An 18,314-nucleotide genomic window follows, 5' to 3' on the forward strand; every position below is an offset into this window, starting at 1 on the left:
GCTGTAACACCGGGGCCGGTCGGCGGAATATCCGTCGATCGGCCCCGGCCGTTGCGTGTACGGTTCTGATGACCCTGCCGCGCGACGGCCGGCAGGCCACCGAACCCGCACCGGCGGGATATCCGGACCTGCATGTACGTGGGGACTCTGTCCTTCGATCTGCTCCTCGGCGACGTTCACTCGCTGAAGGAGAAACGCTCCGTCGTCCGGCCCATCGTGGCCGAGCTCCAGCGCAAGTTCTCTGTGAGCGCGGCCGAAGTGGGCGACCAGGACCTGCACCGCAGGGCCCGCATAGGGGTCGCTCTGGTGAGTGGGGACACGGGGTTCCTCTCGGATGTACTGGACCGCTGCGAGCGGCTGGTCGCGGCACGTCCGGAAGTGGAGCTGCTGTCGGTACGACGACGGCTCCACGGTGATGAAGACTGACCGCAAGACGAAGAAGGAGACGGACCAGTGGCCGACAATGCGCGGGCGAAGAAGCTGGCGGACCTCATCCGGGAGGTGGTGGCCGAGAAGCTGCAGCGCGGCGTCAAGGACCCCCGCCTCGGTACGCACGTGACCATCACGGACACCAGGGTCACCGGCGACCTGCGGGAGGCCACGGTCTTCTACACGGTCTACGGTGACGACGAGGACCGGGCCAGTGCGGCAGCGGGCCTGGAGAGCGCCAAGGGCGTCCTGCGCTCCGCGGTCGGCCGGGCGGCGGGAACCAAGTTCACGCCCACCCTGACCTTCGTGGCGGACGCCCTCCCGGAGAACGCCAAGACCATCGAGGACCTCCTCGAGAAGGCGCGGACCTCCGACGCCCAGGTGCGCGAGGTGTCCTCCGGCGCCCAGTACGCCGGCGACGCCGACCCGTACAAGAAGCCCGACGAGGACGCTGCCGACGACGCTGCCGACGAAGACGGGGACGCATCCGCGTAATGAGCACCAACGCAGGGAAGACGCCGGACGGCCTGGTCATCGTCGACAAGCCGTCCGGTTTCACTTCGCACGACGTGGTCGCCAAGATGCGCGGGATCGCCAAGACCCGCCGCGTCGGCCACGCCGGCACGCTCGACCCGATGGCGACGGGCGTGCTGGTCCTGGGCGTCGAGAAGGCCACCAAGCTCCTCGGCCACCTCGCGCTCACGGAGAAGGAGTACCTCGGCACCATCCGGCTGGGCCAGAACACCCTGACGGACGACGCCGAGGGCGAGATCATCTCGTCCACGGACGCCTCCGGGGTCACCCGGGAGGGCGTGGACGCGGGCATCGCCAAGCTGTCCGGCGAGATCATGCAGGTCCCGTCCAAGGTCAGCGCCATCAAGATCAAGGGCGTGCGCTCCTACAAGCGCGCACGCGACGGCGAGGACTTCGAGATCCCGGCCCGCCCGGTGACCGTGTCCTCGTTCCAGGTGTACGACATGCGGGAGGCGGAGGCCGAGGACGGCACCAAGGTCGTCGACCTCGTCGTCTCCGTGGTCTGCTCCAGCGGTACGTACATCCGCGCGCTCGCGCGGGACCTGGGCGCCGACCTCGGCGTCGGCGGGCACCTCACGGCGCTGCGGCGCACGCGGGTGGGCCCGTACAAGATCGACCGGGCGCGCACGCTCGACCAGCTCCAGGAGGAGCTGACCGTCATGCCGATCGGCGACGCGGCGGCTGCCGCGTTCCCGCGCTGGCAGCTCGACGCCCGGCGGGCGTCGCTGCTGGCGAACGGCGTGCGGATCGACATGCCGGACGAGTACGAGCCCGGCAAGGCGGTCGCGGTCTACGGGCCGGACGGCCAGCTGCTCGGGCTCGTCGAGAGCAAGAACGGCAAGGCGAAGTCGCTCGCCGTCTTCGCCTGACGGGTCCTTCGCCCGGCGCGTTCCCCTCTGCAGTTCCCCGGCCGGCCTTCGGGCCGGCCGGTTCTCGTTTGACGTGGAGCGGTGAGCGCACACGGACTGCTGCTCACCGCTCCACGACCCCCCTCGGGTAGGTCTCTATCCACCCGGAGCCCCTTATTCACCCGTCCGAGCAGGCGCTCGGAGTGAATGGAGGGAGCGTAAGGGGGCGCTTTCGCCTCGCGTGCTGTTCCCGCTGATCTTCACCTGCCTACCGTCGTGGCTACGGGGCACGCGCGGCGGGGAGTGGTGCGGTGACGGCGGAACTGATCAGGATCTGCGATCTCGCCGGGAGGCCGCGGGGCAGCGGGTTCGTCGCGGACGACCGGGGGACGGTGCTCACCAGCCACGAGGCCGTCGACGGACTGGCCCGGCTGGTCCTGCACGGGCCGCCGCCGGGGGAGCGGACCTGGCTGGCGGGGGCCTCGGACGTGACCGCCCTGCCGGAGCTGGGGCTGGCGCTCGTACGGAGCGACGGGCTCGGGGTACGGCCGCTGCCGGTGGCTCCGCGGGAGGCGATCGCTCCCGGGACGTACGTACGGCTGTCCGCGCGGGGCTGGCGCCAGGCGAGGGTGCTCGGCGGGGCCGAGGCCACCTACGCGGCGACCTCCACGACGAGGGCGGGGACGGGGACGGCGGTGGGGACGGGGGCGACGGCTGCGGACGGGCTCCACCGCCTCCCGGCCGCGCTGGAGCTGGCCATCGGGACCGACGGCCGCGACGCGCTGCGGCTCGGCGGCGAAGCCTGCGGGGGCCCGGTGCTGGACGCCGGAACCGGAGCGGTGCTCGCGGTCCTGTGCACCGCTCTGCAGGCGGAGCACCGCTCAGGCGGCTTCGCAGTGCCCCTCACGGCCGCGGCCGCCGCCGATCCGGGCGGACCCCTCGCCGCGCTGCTGGAACGCAACGCCGCCACCGTGCCGGGCCACGGCGCCGATCTGAACCTCGCCGGAGCCCTGCAGCTCACCGGGACCACCCTGGGCGCGGCCCTCGCCGCCGGGGGACCGGAGCCGGTGGACCGCCCGGAGATCGCGGCCGAACTGGACGCCTTCACCGCCGGGGACCGCTTCACCGCCGGGGACCGCCCGGTCCTCGCGCTGGTCGGGCGCCCCGGCACCGGCCGCACGACCGCCCTCGCCGCCCTCGCGGTCCGCCGCGCCCGCGGCCCGCACCCGGCCCCGACCCTCTGGCTGCGCGGCGCCGACCTGGAGGCCGGGGACGCCTCCCTGGCCGACGCGGTGACCCGGGCCCTCGTGGAGGCGGGACGGATCCTGGAGGTGCCGGCCGCCGCTCCGGGCCCGGACCCGGCGTCGGCACTGGCCGCGCTCGTGGCTTCGGCCGGGCGGGCCCTGCTCGTCGTCCTGGACGGGCCGGAGGAGATGCCGCCGCGGCTCGCGGCGCGGGCCGGGCCGTGGACCGCGGCCACCGCCGCCTGGCTGGACGCGACCGGAGCCCGGCTCGTGGTGGCCGCCCGCCCCGAGTACTGGGAGTCGGCCGGGCGGCTCTACCCGGCGCGGATGCTCCGGACCCCGGCCCGGCCGGCCCGCCGGCTGCCGCCCGCCCTCCCGGTCGGCGACCTCACCCCCGAGGAGGCGGCGCTCGCCGGGGCCCGGCTGGGGATCCCGGCCGACGCAGTCGCGGGAGCCGACGCCCGGCACCCGCTCACCCTGCGGCTGCTCGCGGAGGTCCGCGCGGCCGGGGTCACCGCCGGCCGTCCGTCCCGTGACGAGGTGTTCGCCGCACACCTGGACCTGCTGTGCCTGCGCGTGGCCGTCCGGGTGTCCGCCGCGCTGCCGCAGCCCCGTAGACCCGGCGTCGGCGGGGCCGCGGACCAGGTCGGCACCGACGGGCCCGACACGGCCGGGGTGTACGGGCCCGGGGTGGGCCGGCTGGCCGCGCGGGTGGCCGGGCGGGTGCACGAAGCCGCCCGGCGGTGTCTGGGGCCGGGCCGGGGCCAGGTGGACCGGGCCTCCTTCGAGGAACTGTTCCCGTGGCGGTCGGGGTGGGCCTCCGCCGTGCTCACCGAGGGGCTGCTGGTGCCCGCCGGAGAGGGGTACCGCTTCGCCCACGAGGAGCTCGCCGACTGGGTGCAGGCCGCGCACCTGGATCTCCCCGCCGCCCTGGACACCCTGGGCCGGGACGTTCCCCGCCACCGCATCGGTCCCGTACTGGAGGCCCTGGGCCTGCTTCCGCCCGGGGAGCGGGCGGCGGTACTGGAGCGGCTCGTGGCCCTGCTCGACGCACCGGCCGACCCCGAGGCGCGGTGGTGGGCCGCCCGCCTCGTCGGCGAAACCCTGCTCCGCGTCCCGGACGCGACGCCGTACCTCCCGGTCCTGTACGCCCTCACCACCCACCTGAGCGGGCCCGCGCCGGGCGGGGCGCACGAAGCCGGCCCGACGCCGGTGAGCCCGGCACCAGCGCCTGTGCCGCCGGCGGGCCTGACACCGGCGGACCCGACACCGGCCGGTTCCGCGGCGTACGCGGGCGCCCTGGGGGCCCCGGCCCCGGCGGCCGCCACCCCGTGGGCGGGACCCGGTACCACCGGGCACCCGTGGATCCCCGCCCAGTCCGGCCGGCCCGGCGGGCCCGCAGGGCCCCTCCGCCCCGGGGCGGAGGCACCGGATGCCGCCCGCGTCGGCTGGACGCGGACCGGCGGGACCACCGCAGCCGGCGGCCCGCCCGGGCCCGGTCCGGGCCGGGAGGACGAGGGGGAGTTCGGGACCTGGTTCTGGACCCGGCTGCGCCTCGCCGAGGAGGACCGGTTCGAGCTGCTGCGCCGGATGCTGCCCCACGACCACCGCCTTCTCGATGCCGCCGCGCGGCGGCTGGTCCGCGCGCCGCACCTCGTGCAGCCGCTGCTCTGCGGCTGGTTCCGCGACGAGCGGCGGCTGCTCGGGCGGCCCGGTGCCACCGTCGCCACCGCCGCGCAGGCCTTGCTCCACACCCATCGCAACCTCGCCGTCGACGACCTCGCCGAGGCGCTCGTCACCGCCGCGCATCCCCGCGCCGACGAGCTGCTCGCCGTACTCGCCGAGGACGAGCCCTCCGCCCTCAGCCGGGCCGTGGACCGCTGGGCCCACGACGAGCGGCCCGGCCGCCGGGTCGCGGCCGCCGCGTACGGGCCGCTCACCGCCCCGCACGTACGGACCCCGGCCGACCGCGAGCTGCTGCGCTACGCCGCGCAGGCCCTCCTCGCCCGCCCCGGCGACGCCTCCCTGCACGGCAGCGCCCTCGGGATCCTGCTCCGCGACCCCCAGGTACGGGCCCGCTACCTCCCCGACGCCCTCGCCTGCTTCCGCGACCCCGGGCGCGGCCTGCGGCTGCCCGCCGCCGCACTGGTCGCCGCGCTCCCCGTGCTGCCCGACCCGGACGCGGTGTTCGCCGCCCTGCGGGAGCGGGCCGACGGCGAGGTGGTGCGTGCGCTGGCCGCGCTGACCACCCCGGGCCTGGCGCGGCGCGCGGCCGACCTCGTACGGGACCACCTGGCGCGGCACCCGCAGGACGCCGCGCACGCCGCCGAGTTCGTGGACCGGCGGCTCGAACAGGGCCTGGCCGCCGCCCCCGTGCTCCGCCCGCTCGTACGGGACCTGCTGGGCTCCGGCCCGCCCCCGGTCCGGGCCGCGCTGGCCGGCGTACTGGCCGCCCCGGGCACGGAGGCCTCGTACACGCTCCGCGGCGAGTTCGCCGAGGCGCTGCTCCGCGAGGAGCTCGACCCGTCGGTGCTGGACGCCTTCCTCGGCGCACTGGCGGCGGGGGCGGTCACGGCCGCGCCCGACCGCACCCGGGACCTCCTGCGGCGCACCGGCCGGCAACTGCTGCGGGCACCGGGCGGCCCGGCGGTCTTCGAGCGGCGCACGGTCGAGCTGGCGCGGGCCGAACCGGCCTTCGGCGCGCTCGTGGCCCGCTGGCTGGAGCGGGCGCCGCAGGAGGCGGCGGCGCTGTTGGGGCCGAGCGCGCGCCGGACCGTCGAGACCCTCGCTCACAGCGCGTCGCCGCGGGACGACGCCGATGATGGGCAGCGGCCACCGGCATGGCAGTCTTAGACCTGCAATCGGCAACCAGAACAGGGCCTTCAGGGTTCGGGCGAGGAGCGGTCACAGTGCAGCGCTGGCGTGGCTTGGAGGACATCCCCCAGGACTGGGGACGCGGCGTCGTCACCATCGGCTCCTACGACGGCGTTCACCGGGGTCATCAGCTGATCATCGGACGGGCCGTGGCCAAGGCCCGCGAGCTCGGGGTCCCCTCCGTCGTCGTCACCTTCAGCCCGCACCCGAGCGAGGTCGTCCGCCCCGGCAGCCACCCGCCGATCCTGGCTCCGTACGACCGGCGCGCCGAGCTGATGGCCGGGCTGGGCGTGGACGCGCTGCTGATCCTGCCCTTCACGGCGGAGTTCTCGCAGCTGTCCCCGGCCGACTTCATCGTGAAGGTGCTCGTCGACAAGCTGCACGCGCTGGCGGTCATCGAGGGACCGAACTTCCGCTTCGGCCACAAGGCCGCCGGCAACGTCGAGTTCCTGCGGCAGCTCGGCCCCACCTACGACTACGAGGTCGAGGTCGTGGACCTGGTCGAGCGCGGCGAGGCGGGCGGCGGCGTGCCGTTCTCCTCCACGCTGGCGCGCAAGCTCGTGGCGCAGGGCGACATGGACGGTGCGGCCGAGATCCTGGGCCGCCCGCACCGGGTCGAAGGCATCGTGGTGCGCGGTGCGCAGCGCGGGCGCGAGCTCGGCTACCCGACGGCGAACGTGGAGACGCAGCCGCACACCGCGATCCCGGCCGACGGGGTGTACGCGGGCTGGCTGACGGCGGACGGCGAGCGGATGCCGGCGGCGATCTCGGTCGGCACGAACGTGCAGTTCGACGCGACCGAGCGGACCGTGGAGGCGTACGCGATCGACCGGGTCGGGCTGGACCTGTACGGCATGCACGTGGCCGTCGACTTCCTCGCCTACGTGCGCGGGATGGCGAAGTTCGAGTCGCTGGACGGGCTGCTGGAGGCCATCGCCGACGACGTGAAGCGGGCTCGGGTGCTGACGGATTCGTACGACGCGGAGCGCTGACGGCCTGATGCTGTCGGCCTGACGAGCGGTTCTGCAACGGGCGAGGGCCCGTACGGTCCCCGGGATTCCGGGGGCGGTACGGGCCCTCGTGCGTGGGCCGGCCGCGTCAGCCCAGCCGCGGGTCGCGCGGGGGCCCGCCGGGCTGCTGGGGCCAGGGCTGGCCGGCGTTGGGGTAGGGCTGCTGCCCGTACGTGGGCTGCGGCTGCTGGTGAGGCTGCTGCTGCTGCTGCGGGTAGGGCTGCTGGGGCGGCTGGGGCTGGCCCCAGTGGTTCGGGGGCGCTTGCTGCTGGGCGCGGATGAAGTCCTCGGCGACCAGGGCGGAGAGGTTGAAGTAGGCCTCGCGCGTCTTGGGCCGGAGCATGTCGAGGTCGACCTCGGCGCCGGCCGCGAGGTGGTCGTCGAACGGGACCACGACGACACCGCGGCAGCGGGTCTCGAAGTGCCGCACGATGTCCTCGACCTTGATCATCTTGGCGGTCTCGCGGACCCCGGAGATCACCGTGAGGGAGCGCGAGACGAGGTCGGCGTACCCGTGCGCGGAGAGCCAGTCGAGGGTGGTGCTGGCGCTGCTCGCGCCGTCGACGGACGGGGTCGAGATGATGATCAGCTGATCGGCCAGGTCCAGGACCCCGCGCATGGCGGAGTACAGCAGACCGGTACCGGAGTCGGTGAGGATGATCGGATACTGCCGGCCGAGGGTCTCGATGACCCGCCGGTAGTCCTCGTCGTTGAAGGCCGTCGAGACGGCCGGGTCCACGTCGTTGGCGATGATCTCCAGGCCGGAGGGCGCCTGGGAGGTGAACCGGCGGATGTCCATGTACGAGTTCAGGTACGGGATCGCCTGGACCAGGTCCCGGATCGTGGCCCCGGTCTCGCGGCGCACGCGACGGCCGAGGGTGCCGGCGTCGGGGTTCGCGTCGATGGCCAGGATCTTGTCCTGGCGCTCCGTGGCGAGGGTCGCGCCGAGGGCGGTGGTGGTCGTGGTCTTGCCGACGCCGCCCTTGAGGCTGATGACGGCGATGCGGTAGCAGGACATGACCGGCGTGCGGATCAGCTCCAGCTTGCGGCGCCGCTCCGCCTCGGCCGCCTTGCCGCCGAAGCGGAACAGGCCGCCGCCTCCGGAGGCGTTGTTGCCGCTCTTGGCCTTCTGCTTGCCGCGCAGCAGGCGGTCGGAGGACAGCTCGACGGCAGCGGTGTACCCGAGGGGGGCGCCGCCGGAGGGCTGGGGGGCGCCGTAGCGGGGATCGGGCCCGTGGGGGCCCTGCGGCCCCTGCGGGCCGGGGGGACCTTGCTGCCACTGACCGCCGCGGGGATCGGCGTACTGCTGGGGCTGGGGCTGCGGCTGGGGCTGTGCGGGCGGGAACCCGTACCCGGCATCGGGCGTCTGGGGCCGGGGCTGGCCCTGGGCCTGGACCGGCGGCAGGATGTCGTACCCGGCCTGCGGATCAGGGGACTCCTGAGCCCGCGGAGGCGAGGTCAATTCCGAAGGCCACCGCGGGAGTTCGCTGCCGGACGCCGGGTCTGCTCCGGCGGGTCCCTCGAACGTGTCCGCCGCGCGCGGCGCCGGAATGACCGTCCCCTCCGGGGGAGTGGGCGTACGCACGACAGCGGGCGGCGCGGGGTTCTCGTACGGCGGCTGGGCGGGCGCGGCGTCGTGCTCGGGGCCGGCGGGCCGGGACGCGTACGGGTCGGCGGAGGCCTGCTCGCCCGCCGGACCGGCGGCACCCTCGGAACCCGGACCGGCCGGGGCCTGCGGGCCCCACACCTGGTCGGCGGGCCCGTCCGCGGCCGGTGCGTGGGGCGGCACGGCCTCAGCGGACGGGGCCTGCGCACCCGGGTACGGCGGCAGCTCGCTGTCCGGGCTCGGGGCGTGGGCCGGCACGGCGCCGTCCGAGGCCGACGCGACCGGCGGCAGGGTGCTGCCCGGGGCCGGCGCGGAAGCCTCCGGAGCCGCCGGGTACGAGGGGAGCACCGAGTCCGGGGCGGCGCTGTCCGGAGCCGCCGGGCTCGACGGCAGTTCGGCCCCCGCGTCCGACGGGCGCCACGGCAGACCGGCGCCGGGGACCGGCGCGTGGGGCGAGGCGGGGCCGTCCGGAGCCGCCGGGTATTCCGGCCGGGCGGCGTCCGGGGCGGACGGGTGCAACGGTCCGGCGGCTTCCGGGGCGGAGGGGTAGGGCGGCCGGCCGGTGTCGGGGGCCGGCGCGTAAGGCGGGGCCGAGCTGTCCGGAGCCGACGGGTACGACGGCAGGCCAGCGTCCGGGGCGGACGGGTAGGACGGCCGGGCGGCGTCGGGGGCCGGGGTGTAGGCCGAGGCGGCGCTGTCCGGGGCGGACGGGTGCAACGGCCCGGCGGCTTCCGGGGCGGCCGGGTAGGACGGCCTGCCGGTGTCGGGGGCCGGCGTGTAGGGCGGGGCCGAGCTGTCCGGAGCCGACGGGTACGACGGCGGGCCAGCGTCCGGGGCGGACGGGTAGGACGGCAGTCCGGTGCCCGGGGCAGGCGGGTAGGGCGGAACGGTATTGCCCGGGGCCGACGGGTACGGCGGGACGGAAGTACCGGCGGCCGGAGCGTACGGTGCGGCCGCGGGGTCCGCGGTCAGAGCCGTGGGTGCGTCGGGGGTGCCCGGGTACGGCACAGCCGAGGCCGGCGCCTGTGCGTTCGGCGCCGCGAGCGGAGCCGGAGCCGCAGCCGGCGGCGCGATGCGCATCGTCGGAGGGGTCTCCAGGTCCGACGGCGGCCGGTGGGGCTCGAAGCCGCTGCCCTCGGGCAGGCCCGGGATCGCTGCGGCGGCCGGAGCCGCGCCCTGCGTGTACCAGGCCGGCGGGGTGTAGTCGATGGTGAACTCGCCCGTCAGTTCGGGCTCCGCGTCGGACTGATCGTCCGTCGGGACGTCCCACGTCCCGCCGCGCCTCTCGTTCCGATCGCCGCTCACTGGTCCTCCTGGTATGTCGAACACTGGTTTGGCGTCCCACCGCGCCACGCCGCCGCCCAGCCTAATCGGGTCCCGCAGCCGGTATCCGCCCCCGCCTGCCCGTACCCGAGGCCGACCGCAGGCTGCGGGCCGCCCCCATCCTGCCCATACGGCCGTATCCCCGGCCAATCCCATCCCCCTGGGGCTGGGCGCTCCACGATGACCGTGCCCACGGGTTGGGCGCTCGGTGGTGGCTGCGTCCTGGGGTCGGGCGCTCCGTGGTGGTGGCTGTGCCCTCGGGTCGGGCGCTCCAGGATGACCGTGCCCTCGGGTTGGGCGCTCCGTGGCGGCTGCGCCCTGGGGCTGGGTGCTGCGTGGTGGCTGCGTCCTGAGGTCGGGCGCTCCGTGGTGGTTGTGCCCTCGGGTCCGGCACGCCGCGATGACCGTGCCCACGGGTTGGGTGCTGCGTGGCGGCTGCGCCCTGGGGCTGGGTGCTGCGTGGTGGCTGCGTCCTGGGGTCGGGCGCTCCACGATGACCGTGCCCTCGGGTTGGGCGCTCCGTGGTGGCTGCGTCCTGGGGCTGGGCGCTCCGTGGTGGTTGTGCCCTCGGGTCCGGCGCTCCACGATGACCGTGCCCACGGGCTGGGTGCTCCGTGGTGGCTGCGCTCTGGGACTGGGCGCTCCGCGATGGCCGTGCCCTCAGGTCGGGCACACCGCCATGGCCGTGCCCTTGGGCCCGGCACGCCGCGACGACCGCGCCCTCGAGCCCGGCGCACCGCGACGACCGCCTCCTCCGGCCCCGCCAACCACGACCACCGCCCCTCCGGCCGGGCGCACCGCCATGACCGCCCCCCTTCGGCCCGGCACTCCACCACGACCCCCCGTTACCCGGCCTGCCCACCACGGCCCCCGCTCTCCGGACTGCCCACCGCGCCCTGCCGCTGGAGGGCCACGGCCGCGTGCGTGCGGGCCTGCGGCCCAGCCGCCGCTCGCGTGCCGACCCCCAGCTCACCCGTTCCCGCCCTGCGGGTCCCCAACCCGTCTGCGCTTTCCGGCGCGTCCTTGAGAGCTTGCCCGTCCCGGTGCCAGGGGCTTCCGGCCTGCCCGTACTGGCACAGCCGGTTCGGGTGCCTACCTGCTCTTTGCTCGCCCATCCCGGGCCAGTTCGGCTCGGGAGGCAGGTTCTTGGCCGGCCTATGTCGGCGCCGCCTGTTCCGGGCCTGCCGGTCCCGGCGCTGCCGTGCGGGGGCGTGCCTCGCGTTGGCCCGTCGCTCTCGGGCCTGCTCTGTTCGGCTTGCCGGGTCCTGTTCTCCCCGTCCGGGCGCTGCCGCTTAAGGGCCTACCGGACCCGGCCTTGCCTGCTCTTGGCCTGTCGGCGCCCGGGATCGTTCGGTTCGGCCTACGGTTCCCGGCCTGCCTTTCAGGGCGCCTGCCTGCCGGTCCGGGGCTTGCCCGGCCTTGGCCCAGAGGCTCTGGCTCGGCCGGTCTGCCCGGGCGCTGCCGGATCCAGGGCCGCGGGTCGATGGCATGCCCGTACATGCTCCGCCGGCTCCGGGCCCCCCACCGGTCCACCGCTCTCGATCTGCCCTTCCCGACCGCTGTTCGGCCCTCCCGGTTCGGGGTCGGGCGGTTTCTGAACTGCCGCTCCCCGGAATGCCTGTTGCGGTCGGCCTGTCCGCAGACTGCCGGTCCGGGGAGTTCCCGGGTGCCCGTAGATGCACATCCACCCAGCCGGGACCCCCGAGTCGTATCCCTCGAACTGGTACCTCCCGAGTGCCCACCCCGCGACCCAGGGTCCCCCGTGAGGCTGAACCCCGCGGCACCCCGGCTCCGCTAGTCAGCAGCAGCGGCTCGGCCTTCTGACGCACCCGAGTGCCCCCGGCTCCACCGGCCCGCACGGACGGCTGCGTTCCGGGGCCGAGCCCCGGCCAGGCAGGCCCGGCTGCGCCGCGCCGCGGGCCCGGCCAGGCGGCCCCCAGGGCTCAGTCGATGCGACGGGCCGGGCCCAGCAGGCCCGTTTCGGCGTCCGTCGGCTGGGTCATCACGAACTGCCGGTCCCGCTCGGTGCACCACAGCGTGACCCCGTCGCCCAGCGTCGGCAGGGACTCCACCGCCGCCGCGGGCAGCCGCATCAGGCGGCCGAGCTGCTCCGCCTCGTCCGGGGAGACCCGCTGGATGCCGACGAGGGAGGCGTTGCGCACCAGGCGGGGAGCCGCCGGGCTCAGGTACGGGAGCAGGGTCAGGACCGACTGCCAGGGTCCCGCCGCCACGCGGCCCCGCGGCGGCCGCATGCCGCAGTCGCGGATCACCAGGACCGGACTGCCCGCCGACGCGCCCTGCGGCGGCACCCGGCCCACGTCGTGCAGGGTCACGCACTGCTGGCCACCGCCCGCGGCCTGCGCGAGCCCGGACCACACCTGGCCGCGCCCGGTCTCCACCGTGACCCGCGCCCCCGTGGCGGCCGCCCGCAGGGCCAGGACCTGCGCCGTCCACAGGCCGCCGATCAGCGTGACCTCGTACGGTGTCGGCCGGTTGACGCCGAGGACCGCCGGGCGGCCCCCCGAGTCCACGCCGATGACGACCCCGTCGTCCCCGATGGGCAGGGCGAGCGCGTCCAGTTCCGCCGCCTGGAGCACGTGCCGCTCCCGGCGCGGGCCGACCAGCCCGAAGCCGCCCCGCACCGATGTCCGGACCCCCGAGCTCGGCGCCGACCCCGCAGCCGAACCCCGCGCCGCACGCCTCGTAGAGCCAACGCCCCTCATCGCGCTCCTCCCAGCGGCAGCGACGCCAGCAGCCCCGGCACCTGCTCCCGGTCCAGCCGCACCAGCCCGGCCTTGACTCCCCGAGCCGTCTGTTCCAGTCCGCGCCGCGCAGCGACCAGTTCCTCGTCGCTGCGCCCGGTGACCCGCACGTGCCCGGCCAGCGTGACCTCGTGCCGAGCCGTCGGGGTCATCGTCAGGCTGAAGTTCGTCGCCAGCGCCGGCAGCGAGGTCAACAGTGCGACGAACTGCGGAAGTCCCGCCCCGCTCCCGCCCAGCTGGGGCCAGCGGCTGATCCAGTACGTGGTGTGCCGCCGGTCGTCGCAGCGCCAGGTCCGCGGGGTCTCCTCGGTGCGCCGCCCCGTGGCCGCCGACCGCCCGGCCTGGGTGATCGCCATCGGGTTCGCGCAGGAGGACGTGGCCAGTGCGCCCGTCAGCTCCTGCTCCGTGAGCACCGTCGCGCGGAAACCCGCCCCCGCGAGCCTGCTCGCCAACTGGTCCGCGACCCGCACCAGACACCGCTGCGCACCCGGCAGCCCGCCGCCGCGCGCGGTGACCGCGTCGGGGCACAGCTCCGGATCCAGCTTGAGCGCGATCCAGGTGAGGCGCACCGCCGGGCTCCCGGTCAGGGCCTGGAGCGGGGCGTAGTTGCGCGTGGCCATCGACTGGGCCGGCAGGTGCGGTGCCGGCGCCGGCTGGGTGTGCTGCACGAGCTGCGCGGACTCCAGCCGGATGCCGTCCACTTCGAGGACGTCCCGTACGAGGGCCAGCGGCAGCGGCCGCTCCGCCCGGTCGGGCCGCAGCGCGGTGGCGTCCATGTCGACCTGGACCACCGCGGTCAGGAAGGTGCCGTCGCCGACCATTCCGACGGGCCGCCGGTCGCGGTCCCGCTCCCGCTCGCTGAACGTGAGCGTCCGCAACGCCGGTTCGGCCTCGACGAGCGGGGCCAGCCCCGGCTCCGTGCCGGCCGGCACCGCGGTGGCGGCGGCCCGGCGGCGGCGTGCGCGCAGCGCCAGTGCGCCGCCGATCCACTCGGGCAGCGAGCGCCGGTGCCTGCGTACGACCGCGAGCAGGACGAGGATCAGGGCGAGCACACCGGCCGGCGCGAGCAGCAGCGGATCCACCACCCAGGCGGCCAACAGCGCTGCCGCGGCGACTTGGAGGAGCACGAGTTGTTGCAATCGGAACGGCCCGAAACGCCCCGGGCCGGACTTCGGATGCGGCGTCACTCCGGCGGGCGCGGGTGCGGGCGCCCCGGTCCGCGGCCTCACGGCAGTGGCCATCACTCGCGCACCTCATCTTTCCGGGGTTCGTACCCCTGAGCCCCGGCAGCACGCGCGACAGCCGGCCGCTCGCCCCCGGAATCTCCCCAATCCGCCCCAACACCCCTGTTTCCCCCGGCCAGGAAGGCGTGGAGCGGCTGCCTCACCCTACCCGGCCCCCACCCGCCCTCCGTCAAGAGGCATAGTAGGTGGCCGGTCGGACAACAGAGGCCCGGCGACCGTACCCATCGACCGGGCCGTGCGGGGAGAATCAGGCGGCCATGGCCTCACGACGTGACGAGCTCAACGCGTACACCTTTGCGAAGCGACGCACGGTGGCCGCGTTCCTTCAGCCTTCCGCGAGCGGGTCGGAGGAGGGCGCTCCGCGACCGTTGCGCGCCGTCCTGCCCGGTGTCATCACCGCGGCGCTCGTCCTCGCCGCCTTCGGAGCCTGGGGGATGTTCAAGCCGACGGCCCCCAAGGGCTGGGATACCCCCGGCGACCACGTCATCGTCGGCAAGGATTCGACGACCCGCTACGTCGTCCTGACCACCAAGGTCGACGGCAAGGACCAGACCCGCCTGCACCCGGTGCTCAACCTCGCCTCCGCCCGGCTGCTGCTCGACCCGAACAAGGCCAAGGTCGTCCAGGTCGAGGACAAGGTGCTGGACGCGGGCAAGCTCCCGCGCGGCCCCATCATCGGCATCCCGTACGCCCCCGACCGGCTGCCCGCCCCGGCGGAGGCGGGGAAGGCCAAGCGCTGGGCCGTCTGCCAGCAGCCCGGCGGCAACGGCAAGGGCGTGCAGACGGCCGCCTTCGTCCTGGCCGACCGCGAGGCGAAGCTCATGGACGACGGGCGCAGGCTCTCCGACTCCCAGGCCCTGTACGTCCAGAGCACCGGCCAGGGCAGGGCCCGCTACCTCGTCGACGCGGCGGGCATGAAGTACAAGTTCCCCGAGGGCACCGCGGACGCACGCACCATGACCAACGCCCTCGTCGGCGGCAGCGCCGTCCCGCAGCCGGTCACCGAGGAGTGGCTGGCCACCCTCGGCTCCGGCGACGACCTGGCCTTCCCCGAACTGCCGGGCGCCAAGGCCGGGACGGCCGCCGGGGTCAAGGGCCTGGCCAGCGCCGACGACAAGGTCGGCATGGTACTGAAGGCCGTGACCGGTGCGGGTGCGCAGCACTACCTGGTGGTACCCGGCAAGGTCGTCCCCGTCTCCGACTTCGTCGCCTGGCTGATGATCTCCTCGCCCGCGACCGACCGGCTGGACATGCACGGCAAGCCCCACGAGGTGGACCTCCAGTCCATCAACCCGGACCGCACGCCCTTCAAGGGCGACGCGAAGTGGCCGCTGAAGAAGACCGACCGGATCAACGAGGTCCGCGCCACCGGCGCCACCCCCGCGGACGGCGCCCGCGACACCGTCTGCAGCGTGCTGCGCTCGGTGGACGCCCAGGGCGGTCAGACGCTGAGCACCTGGGCCGGCACCGGATTCCCGGTCGACATCACCGCCACCGGCACGAGCGCCTACGTCACCCCGGGCACCGGCCTCCTCTACACCCAGACGCAGGGCCGCCAGACCACCGCGGGCGGCGCGCTCTTCCTGGTCACCGACACCGGCCTGCGGTACGCCGTCCAGGCCAACGGCGACAGCGACGCGGCCCAGCCCTCACCCGGACCGAGCGCGAGCTCCGGCCAGGGCGGGCCCGCCGCCTCCGACGGCCGCCCCGCGCCGAGCCAGGCCCAGGCCCGGCTCGGATACGCGAACGTGGTCCCGGTGTCGGTGCCCATCGCCTGGTCGGAGTTCCTCTCCAAGGGGCCCCGCCTCGACAGCAACTCCGCCCGCCAGCCCCAGGGTTCGTGATGCCGAGCACAGCGAAGCCCGCCCTCGCCGCCCTGCTGGCGGCGGCCGCCCTCACCCTGGGGGCCGCGCCGCAGCCCTCGTACGGGAGCGTCCGAGAGACTCCGTACCCCCTGCGCCTCGCGGGCGCCGGCGAGTGCACCTTCCCGATGAAGAAGCAGATAGAGGACCGGCCCTGGGCGCTCCAGCGCCTGCTGCTCGACGAGCTCTGGGCGGAGACCAAGGGCCGCTCCAAGGACGGGAAGAGCGTCCGGGTGGCCGTCATCGACACCGGCGTCGACCGGGTCAACCCGCAGCTCAGTGATGCCCTCGACATCGGGGCCGGCCGGGACTTCCTCGATGCCAAGGGCGACGGCACCGAGGACACCGTCGGGCACGGCACCAAGGTCGCCGGGCTGATCGCGGCCCGCCCGAAGGCCGGTACCGGCTTCGTCGGGCTCGCCCCCGAGGCCACGATCATCCCGATCCGGCAGAACGACGGGCAGGGCAACGGCAACGCCGAGACCCTGAGCGAGGCCATCACGCACGCGGTGGCCAAGGGGGCCCAGGTCATCAACATCTCGCAGGACACCGAGGTGCCGATGACCCAGGACTCCAAGCTCGGCCAGGCCGTCAAGAAGGCCGTGGAGGCCAACGTGGTCGTCGTCGCCTCGGCGGGCAACGACGGCCTGACCGGGAAGAAGCGCCCCACCTACCCGGCGGCCTTCCCCGGCGTCCTGGCCGTGGGCTCCTCGGACCGCAACAACGAGCGCGCCGCCTTCTCCCAGCCCGGCTCCTTCGTCGGCATCGCGGCGCCCGGGGTCGACATGGTCTCCACCGTCCCCGGCTTCGGCCAGTGCGTGGACAACGGCACCAGCTTCTCCGCCCCTTACGTCGCGGGGGTCGCCGCCCTGCTGCGCGCCAAGCACCCGCAGTGGACGGCGCAGGAAGTGGTCTGGCAGCTCCAGAACACCGCGGAGCGCTCCGTCAACGGCCACGACGACTACGTGGGCTGGGGCGTGGTCGACCCGGTCCGCGCGCTCACCCAGTCCGCCGTGGGAGCAGAGCCCCCCAAGGCCCCGGTACCGGACCCCGGACCGCCCCGCGCGGCGGCCCCGGAACCGGCCGCGATGCGCACGAGCGAGACGGCGCGCGAGCGCGACGAGCGGCTCGGCACGTACGCGCTGGGGATCGGCGGCGTGCTCATCGCCGTGATCGCCGGTACCGCCACGGTGGTCCGGGACGCGCGGAAGAGACGGCGCCGTTTGCTGTGAACGGTGTCACGGTTCATCAACAGATCCCAAAGGGCTGTGTTGGGTAAGGCCGATCAACTGACTACAGTGATCGGAGGCTTCACGACTGTGATCGGGGATGGTGTGTGAAGCGGAGGGGATCCGGGGGCGCGTGGCTGAAAACCGCCCCCTCGAAGCACCGCTCCGCCGCGCGATCCGCCGGTTCTGTCTGGCGAATTGAGAGATGAGGAGCTTCGGATGACCAACAATTTCGGACTCGCTGATGACCCGGTAAAGCAGGCACTGAACAAGATTTCGGAGACGGCCGACAGCGTCACCCGGCAGTCCCGGGAGCTGGCGGACATCCTCGCCACCGTCAGCGCGGGCTGGACCGGTGTGGGTGCGTCGGGGTTCACCTCCGCGCAGACCGTCGTCAACGAGGACCACGACGAGATCCGCCGGCTGCTCGGCGTCCTGCACAACGCGGTCGGGCAGACCAAGAACCTGAGCAACGCGCAGGACGACGACGTGGTCTCGGCGTTCCAGACGGTCAAGGCGTCCAGCGGCGGCGGCAACACCTCCGCCCTGAACGGGATCTGACCCACTCGGGATCTGACCCACTTCCTCACCCACCTGCCCCGCCCCGTGCGAAGGAGAAGAGCATGACCGCGAACGACGGGCACACCAAGGTCCAGTACGAGAGCGTCCAGGTGATGGCGGACCGCATCCGCATCGTCTCGGACAACATCAAGAAGGACCTCGACGAGATGGGTGCGGCCCTGACGGTCGTCACCGACACCTGGGACGGCGAGGCGCACGCCCAGTACGTCGAGCTGCAGCGCAAGTACAACGGCAAGGCCGACCACATGCGCGCCCAGCTGCGCCTGGTCGCGGACCTGATCGAGCGCGGCAAGAACGACTACCGCGCCACCGACGTGAAGGCCTCGCGCCTGTTCACCGAGGCCTACTGAGCCGCACGGCACGCCACGCACCACGTGGCACGAGGAAGGGGCGCGCCCGCATCGGGCGCGCCCCTTCCTCATGCCCCACGTACGGAACTCAGCTCGGAGGCTCCCGGTCGAGATCGAACTCCCCGTCCCTGGCCCCGAGCACGAACGCCTCCCACTCGGCCGCGGTGTAGCGCAGCACCGTGTCCCGGTCCAGCGAGGACCGCATCGCCACCGCGCCCTCGGGCAGCCGGGCGATCTCGACCCGCTCCTCGTCGGGAGAGGTTCCGGGCGGGCCCTCCCACTCGACGCCGCTGATGTCGAGCCCGTACAGCTCGTCCTTCTCCTGCTGAGTGCCCATGCGCGGCCTCTCCTTCGGTGGTGCGATCCCTGCCGATTATCGACGCTGACCAGCCGCGCGCGGGGAGCTTTGCAGAACCC

13 protein-coding genes are annotated in these 18,314 nt (G+C 74.7%); 9 read left to right on the forward strand and 4 right to left on the reverse strand.

The genetic code is table 11. The features are described from left to right. Window positions 1-132 precede the first annotated feature (132 nt). From ACFRU2_RS38265 to ACFRU2_RS38285, 5 genes are all read left to right on the forward strand, one after another. On the forward strand, window positions 133-426 hold the full coding sequence (locus tag ACFRU2_RS38265; RefSeq protein WP_030161467.1) for a DUF503 domain-containing protein: 294 nt from the start codon (window positions 133-135) through the stop codon (window positions 424-426). Window positions 427-453: 27 nt separating this feature from the next. Next, complete coding sequence (gene rbfA / locus ACFRU2_RS38270; protein WP_382980932.1) at window positions 454-924, forward strand: 30S ribosome-binding factor RbfA; 471 nt, start codon at window positions 454-456, stop codon at window positions 922-924. Next, a complete protein-coding gene (truB, locus tag ACFRU2_RS38275; protein ID WP_382980933.1) occupies window positions 924-1,832 on the forward strand; it encodes a tRNA pseudouridine(55) synthase TruB in 909 nt (302 codons plus the stop codon). Before rbfA ends, truB begins: the two co-directional genes overlap by 1 nt. A gap of 290 nt (window positions 1,833-2,122) precedes the next feature. Then, entirely contained in the window at window positions 2,123-5,908 is a 3,786-nt protein-coding gene (locus tag ACFRU2_RS38280; protein ID WP_382980934.1) for a serine protease, read from the forward strand. Between the two features lie 56 nt (window positions 5,909-5,964). Further along, window positions 5,965-6,921 (forward strand): bifunctional riboflavin kinase/FAD synthetase, encoded by a 957-nt coding sequence (locus ACFRU2_RS38285; protein WP_382980935.1) that lies wholly within the window; start codon window positions 5,965-5,967, stop codon window positions 6,919-6,921. Window positions 6,922-7,027: 106 nt separating this feature from the next. Here ACFRU2_RS38285 and ACFRU2_RS38290 read toward each other — a convergent pair whose 3' ends face one another. The 3 genes from ACFRU2_RS38290 to eccE form a co-directional block, all read right to left on the reverse strand. After that, window positions 7,028-9,850 carry an SCO5717 family growth-regulating ATPase gene (locus ACFRU2_RS38290; protein WP_382980936.1) on the reverse strand — a complete coding sequence of 941 codons (2,823 nt, stop codon included), beginning with the start codon at window positions 9,848-9,850 and terminating at the stop codon, window positions 7,028-7,030. 1,961 nt (window positions 9,851-11,811) lie between these two features. Then, window positions 11,812-12,591 (reverse strand): hypothetical protein, encoded by a 780-nt coding sequence (locus ACFRU2_RS38295; RefSeq protein ID WP_382980937.1) that lies wholly within the window; start codon window positions 12,589-12,591, stop codon window positions 11,812-11,814. After that, the gene (gene eccE / locus ACFRU2_RS38300) at window positions 12,588-13,871 is read right to left on the reverse strand and encodes a type VII secretion protein EccE (RefSeq protein WP_382980938.1); all 1,284 of its coding nucleotides are present in this window, start codon (window positions 13,869-13,871) and stop codon (window positions 12,588-12,590) included. The genes ACFRU2_RS38295 and eccE overlap by 4 nt, the downstream gene beginning before the upstream one ends. Window positions 13,872-14,131: 260 nt before the next feature. On the opposite strand from eccE, the gene eccB reads away from it, so the two are divergent. From eccB to ACFRU2_RS38320, 4 genes are all read left to right on the forward strand, one after another. Then, the gene (gene eccB, locus ACFRU2_RS38305; RefSeq protein ID WP_382980939.1) at window positions 14,132-15,718 is read left to right on the forward strand and encodes a type VII secretion protein EccB; all 1,587 of its coding nucleotides are present in this window, start codon (window positions 14,132-14,134) and stop codon (window positions 15,716-15,718) included. Beyond that, window positions 15,718-16,968 carry a type VII secretion-associated serine protease mycosin gene (gene mycP / locus ACFRU2_RS38310; protein ID WP_382980940.1) on the forward strand — a complete coding sequence of 417 codons (1,251 nt, stop codon included), beginning with the start codon at window positions 15,718-15,720 and terminating at the stop codon, window positions 16,966-16,968. The genes eccB and mycP overlap by 1 nt, the downstream gene beginning before the upstream one ends. A gap of 216 nt (window positions 16,969-17,184) precedes the next feature. Continuing rightward, entirely contained in the window at window positions 17,185-17,526 is a 342-nt protein-coding gene (locus tag ACFRU2_RS38315) for a WXG100 family type VII secretion target (RefSeq protein ID WP_250749227.1), read from the forward strand. Window positions 17,527-17,588: 62 nt separating this feature from the next. Beyond that, window positions 17,589-17,897: a WXG100 family type VII secretion target gene (locus ACFRU2_RS38320; protein ID WP_274549813.1), complete on the forward strand. Its 309-nt coding sequence runs from the start codon at window positions 17,589-17,591 to the stop codon at window positions 17,895-17,897. Window positions 17,898-17,985: 88 nt separating this feature from the next. Here the strand turns inward: ACFRU2_RS38320 and ACFRU2_RS38325 are convergent, their stop codons facing one another. Continuing rightward, the gene (locus ACFRU2_RS38325; RefSeq protein ID WP_382980941.1) at window positions 17,986-18,234 is read right to left on the reverse strand and encodes a DUF397 domain-containing protein; all 249 of its coding nucleotides are present in this window, start codon (window positions 18,232-18,234) and stop codon (window positions 17,986-17,988) included. Between the last annotated feature and the right edge of the window lie 80 nt (window positions 18,235-18,314).

This window comes from Streptomyces sp. NPDC056883, from assembly GCF_042788835.1.
GTDB lineage: Bacteria > Actinomycetota > Actinomycetes > Streptomycetales > Streptomycetaceae > Streptomyces > Streptomyces stoeckheimensis.

Excerpts from the sequence above, each read along its gene's own strand:
- ACFRU2_RS38265 (WP_030161467.1), top strand. The coding sequence starts at position 133 with ATGTACGTGGGGACTCTGTCCTTCGATCTGCTCCTCGGCGACGTTCAC.
- truB (WP_382980933.1), top strand. The coding sequence starts at position 924 with ATGAGCACCAACGCAGGGAAGACGCCGGACGGCCTGGTCATCGTCGAC.
- ACFRU2_RS38295 (WP_382980937.1), bottom strand. The coding sequence starts at position 12,591 with ATGAGGGGCGTTGGCTCTACGAGGCGTGCGGCGCGGGGTTCGGCTGCG.
- eccE (WP_382980938.1), bottom strand. The coding sequence starts at position 13,871 with ATGGCCACTGCCGTGAGGCCGCGGACCGGGGCGCCCGCACCCGCGCCC.
- eccB (WP_382980939.1), top strand. The coding sequence starts at position 14,132 with ATGGCCTCACGACGTGACGAGCTCAACGCGTACACCTTTGCGAAGCGA.
- mycP (WP_382980940.1), top strand. The coding sequence starts at position 15,718 with ATGCCGAGCACAGCGAAGCCCGCCCTCGCCGCCCTGCTGGCGGCGGCC.
- ACFRU2_RS38315 (WP_250749227.1), top strand. The coding sequence starts at position 17,185 with ATGACCAACAATTTCGGACTCGCTGATGACCCGGTAAAGCAGGCACTG.
- ACFRU2_RS38320 (WP_274549813.1), top strand. The coding sequence starts at position 17,589 with ATGACCGCGAACGACGGGCACACCAAGGTCCAGTACGAGAGCGTCCAG.
- ACFRU2_RS38325 (WP_382980941.1), bottom strand. The coding sequence starts at position 18,234 with ATGGGCACTCAGCAGGAGAAGGACGAGCTGTACGGGCTCGACATCAGC.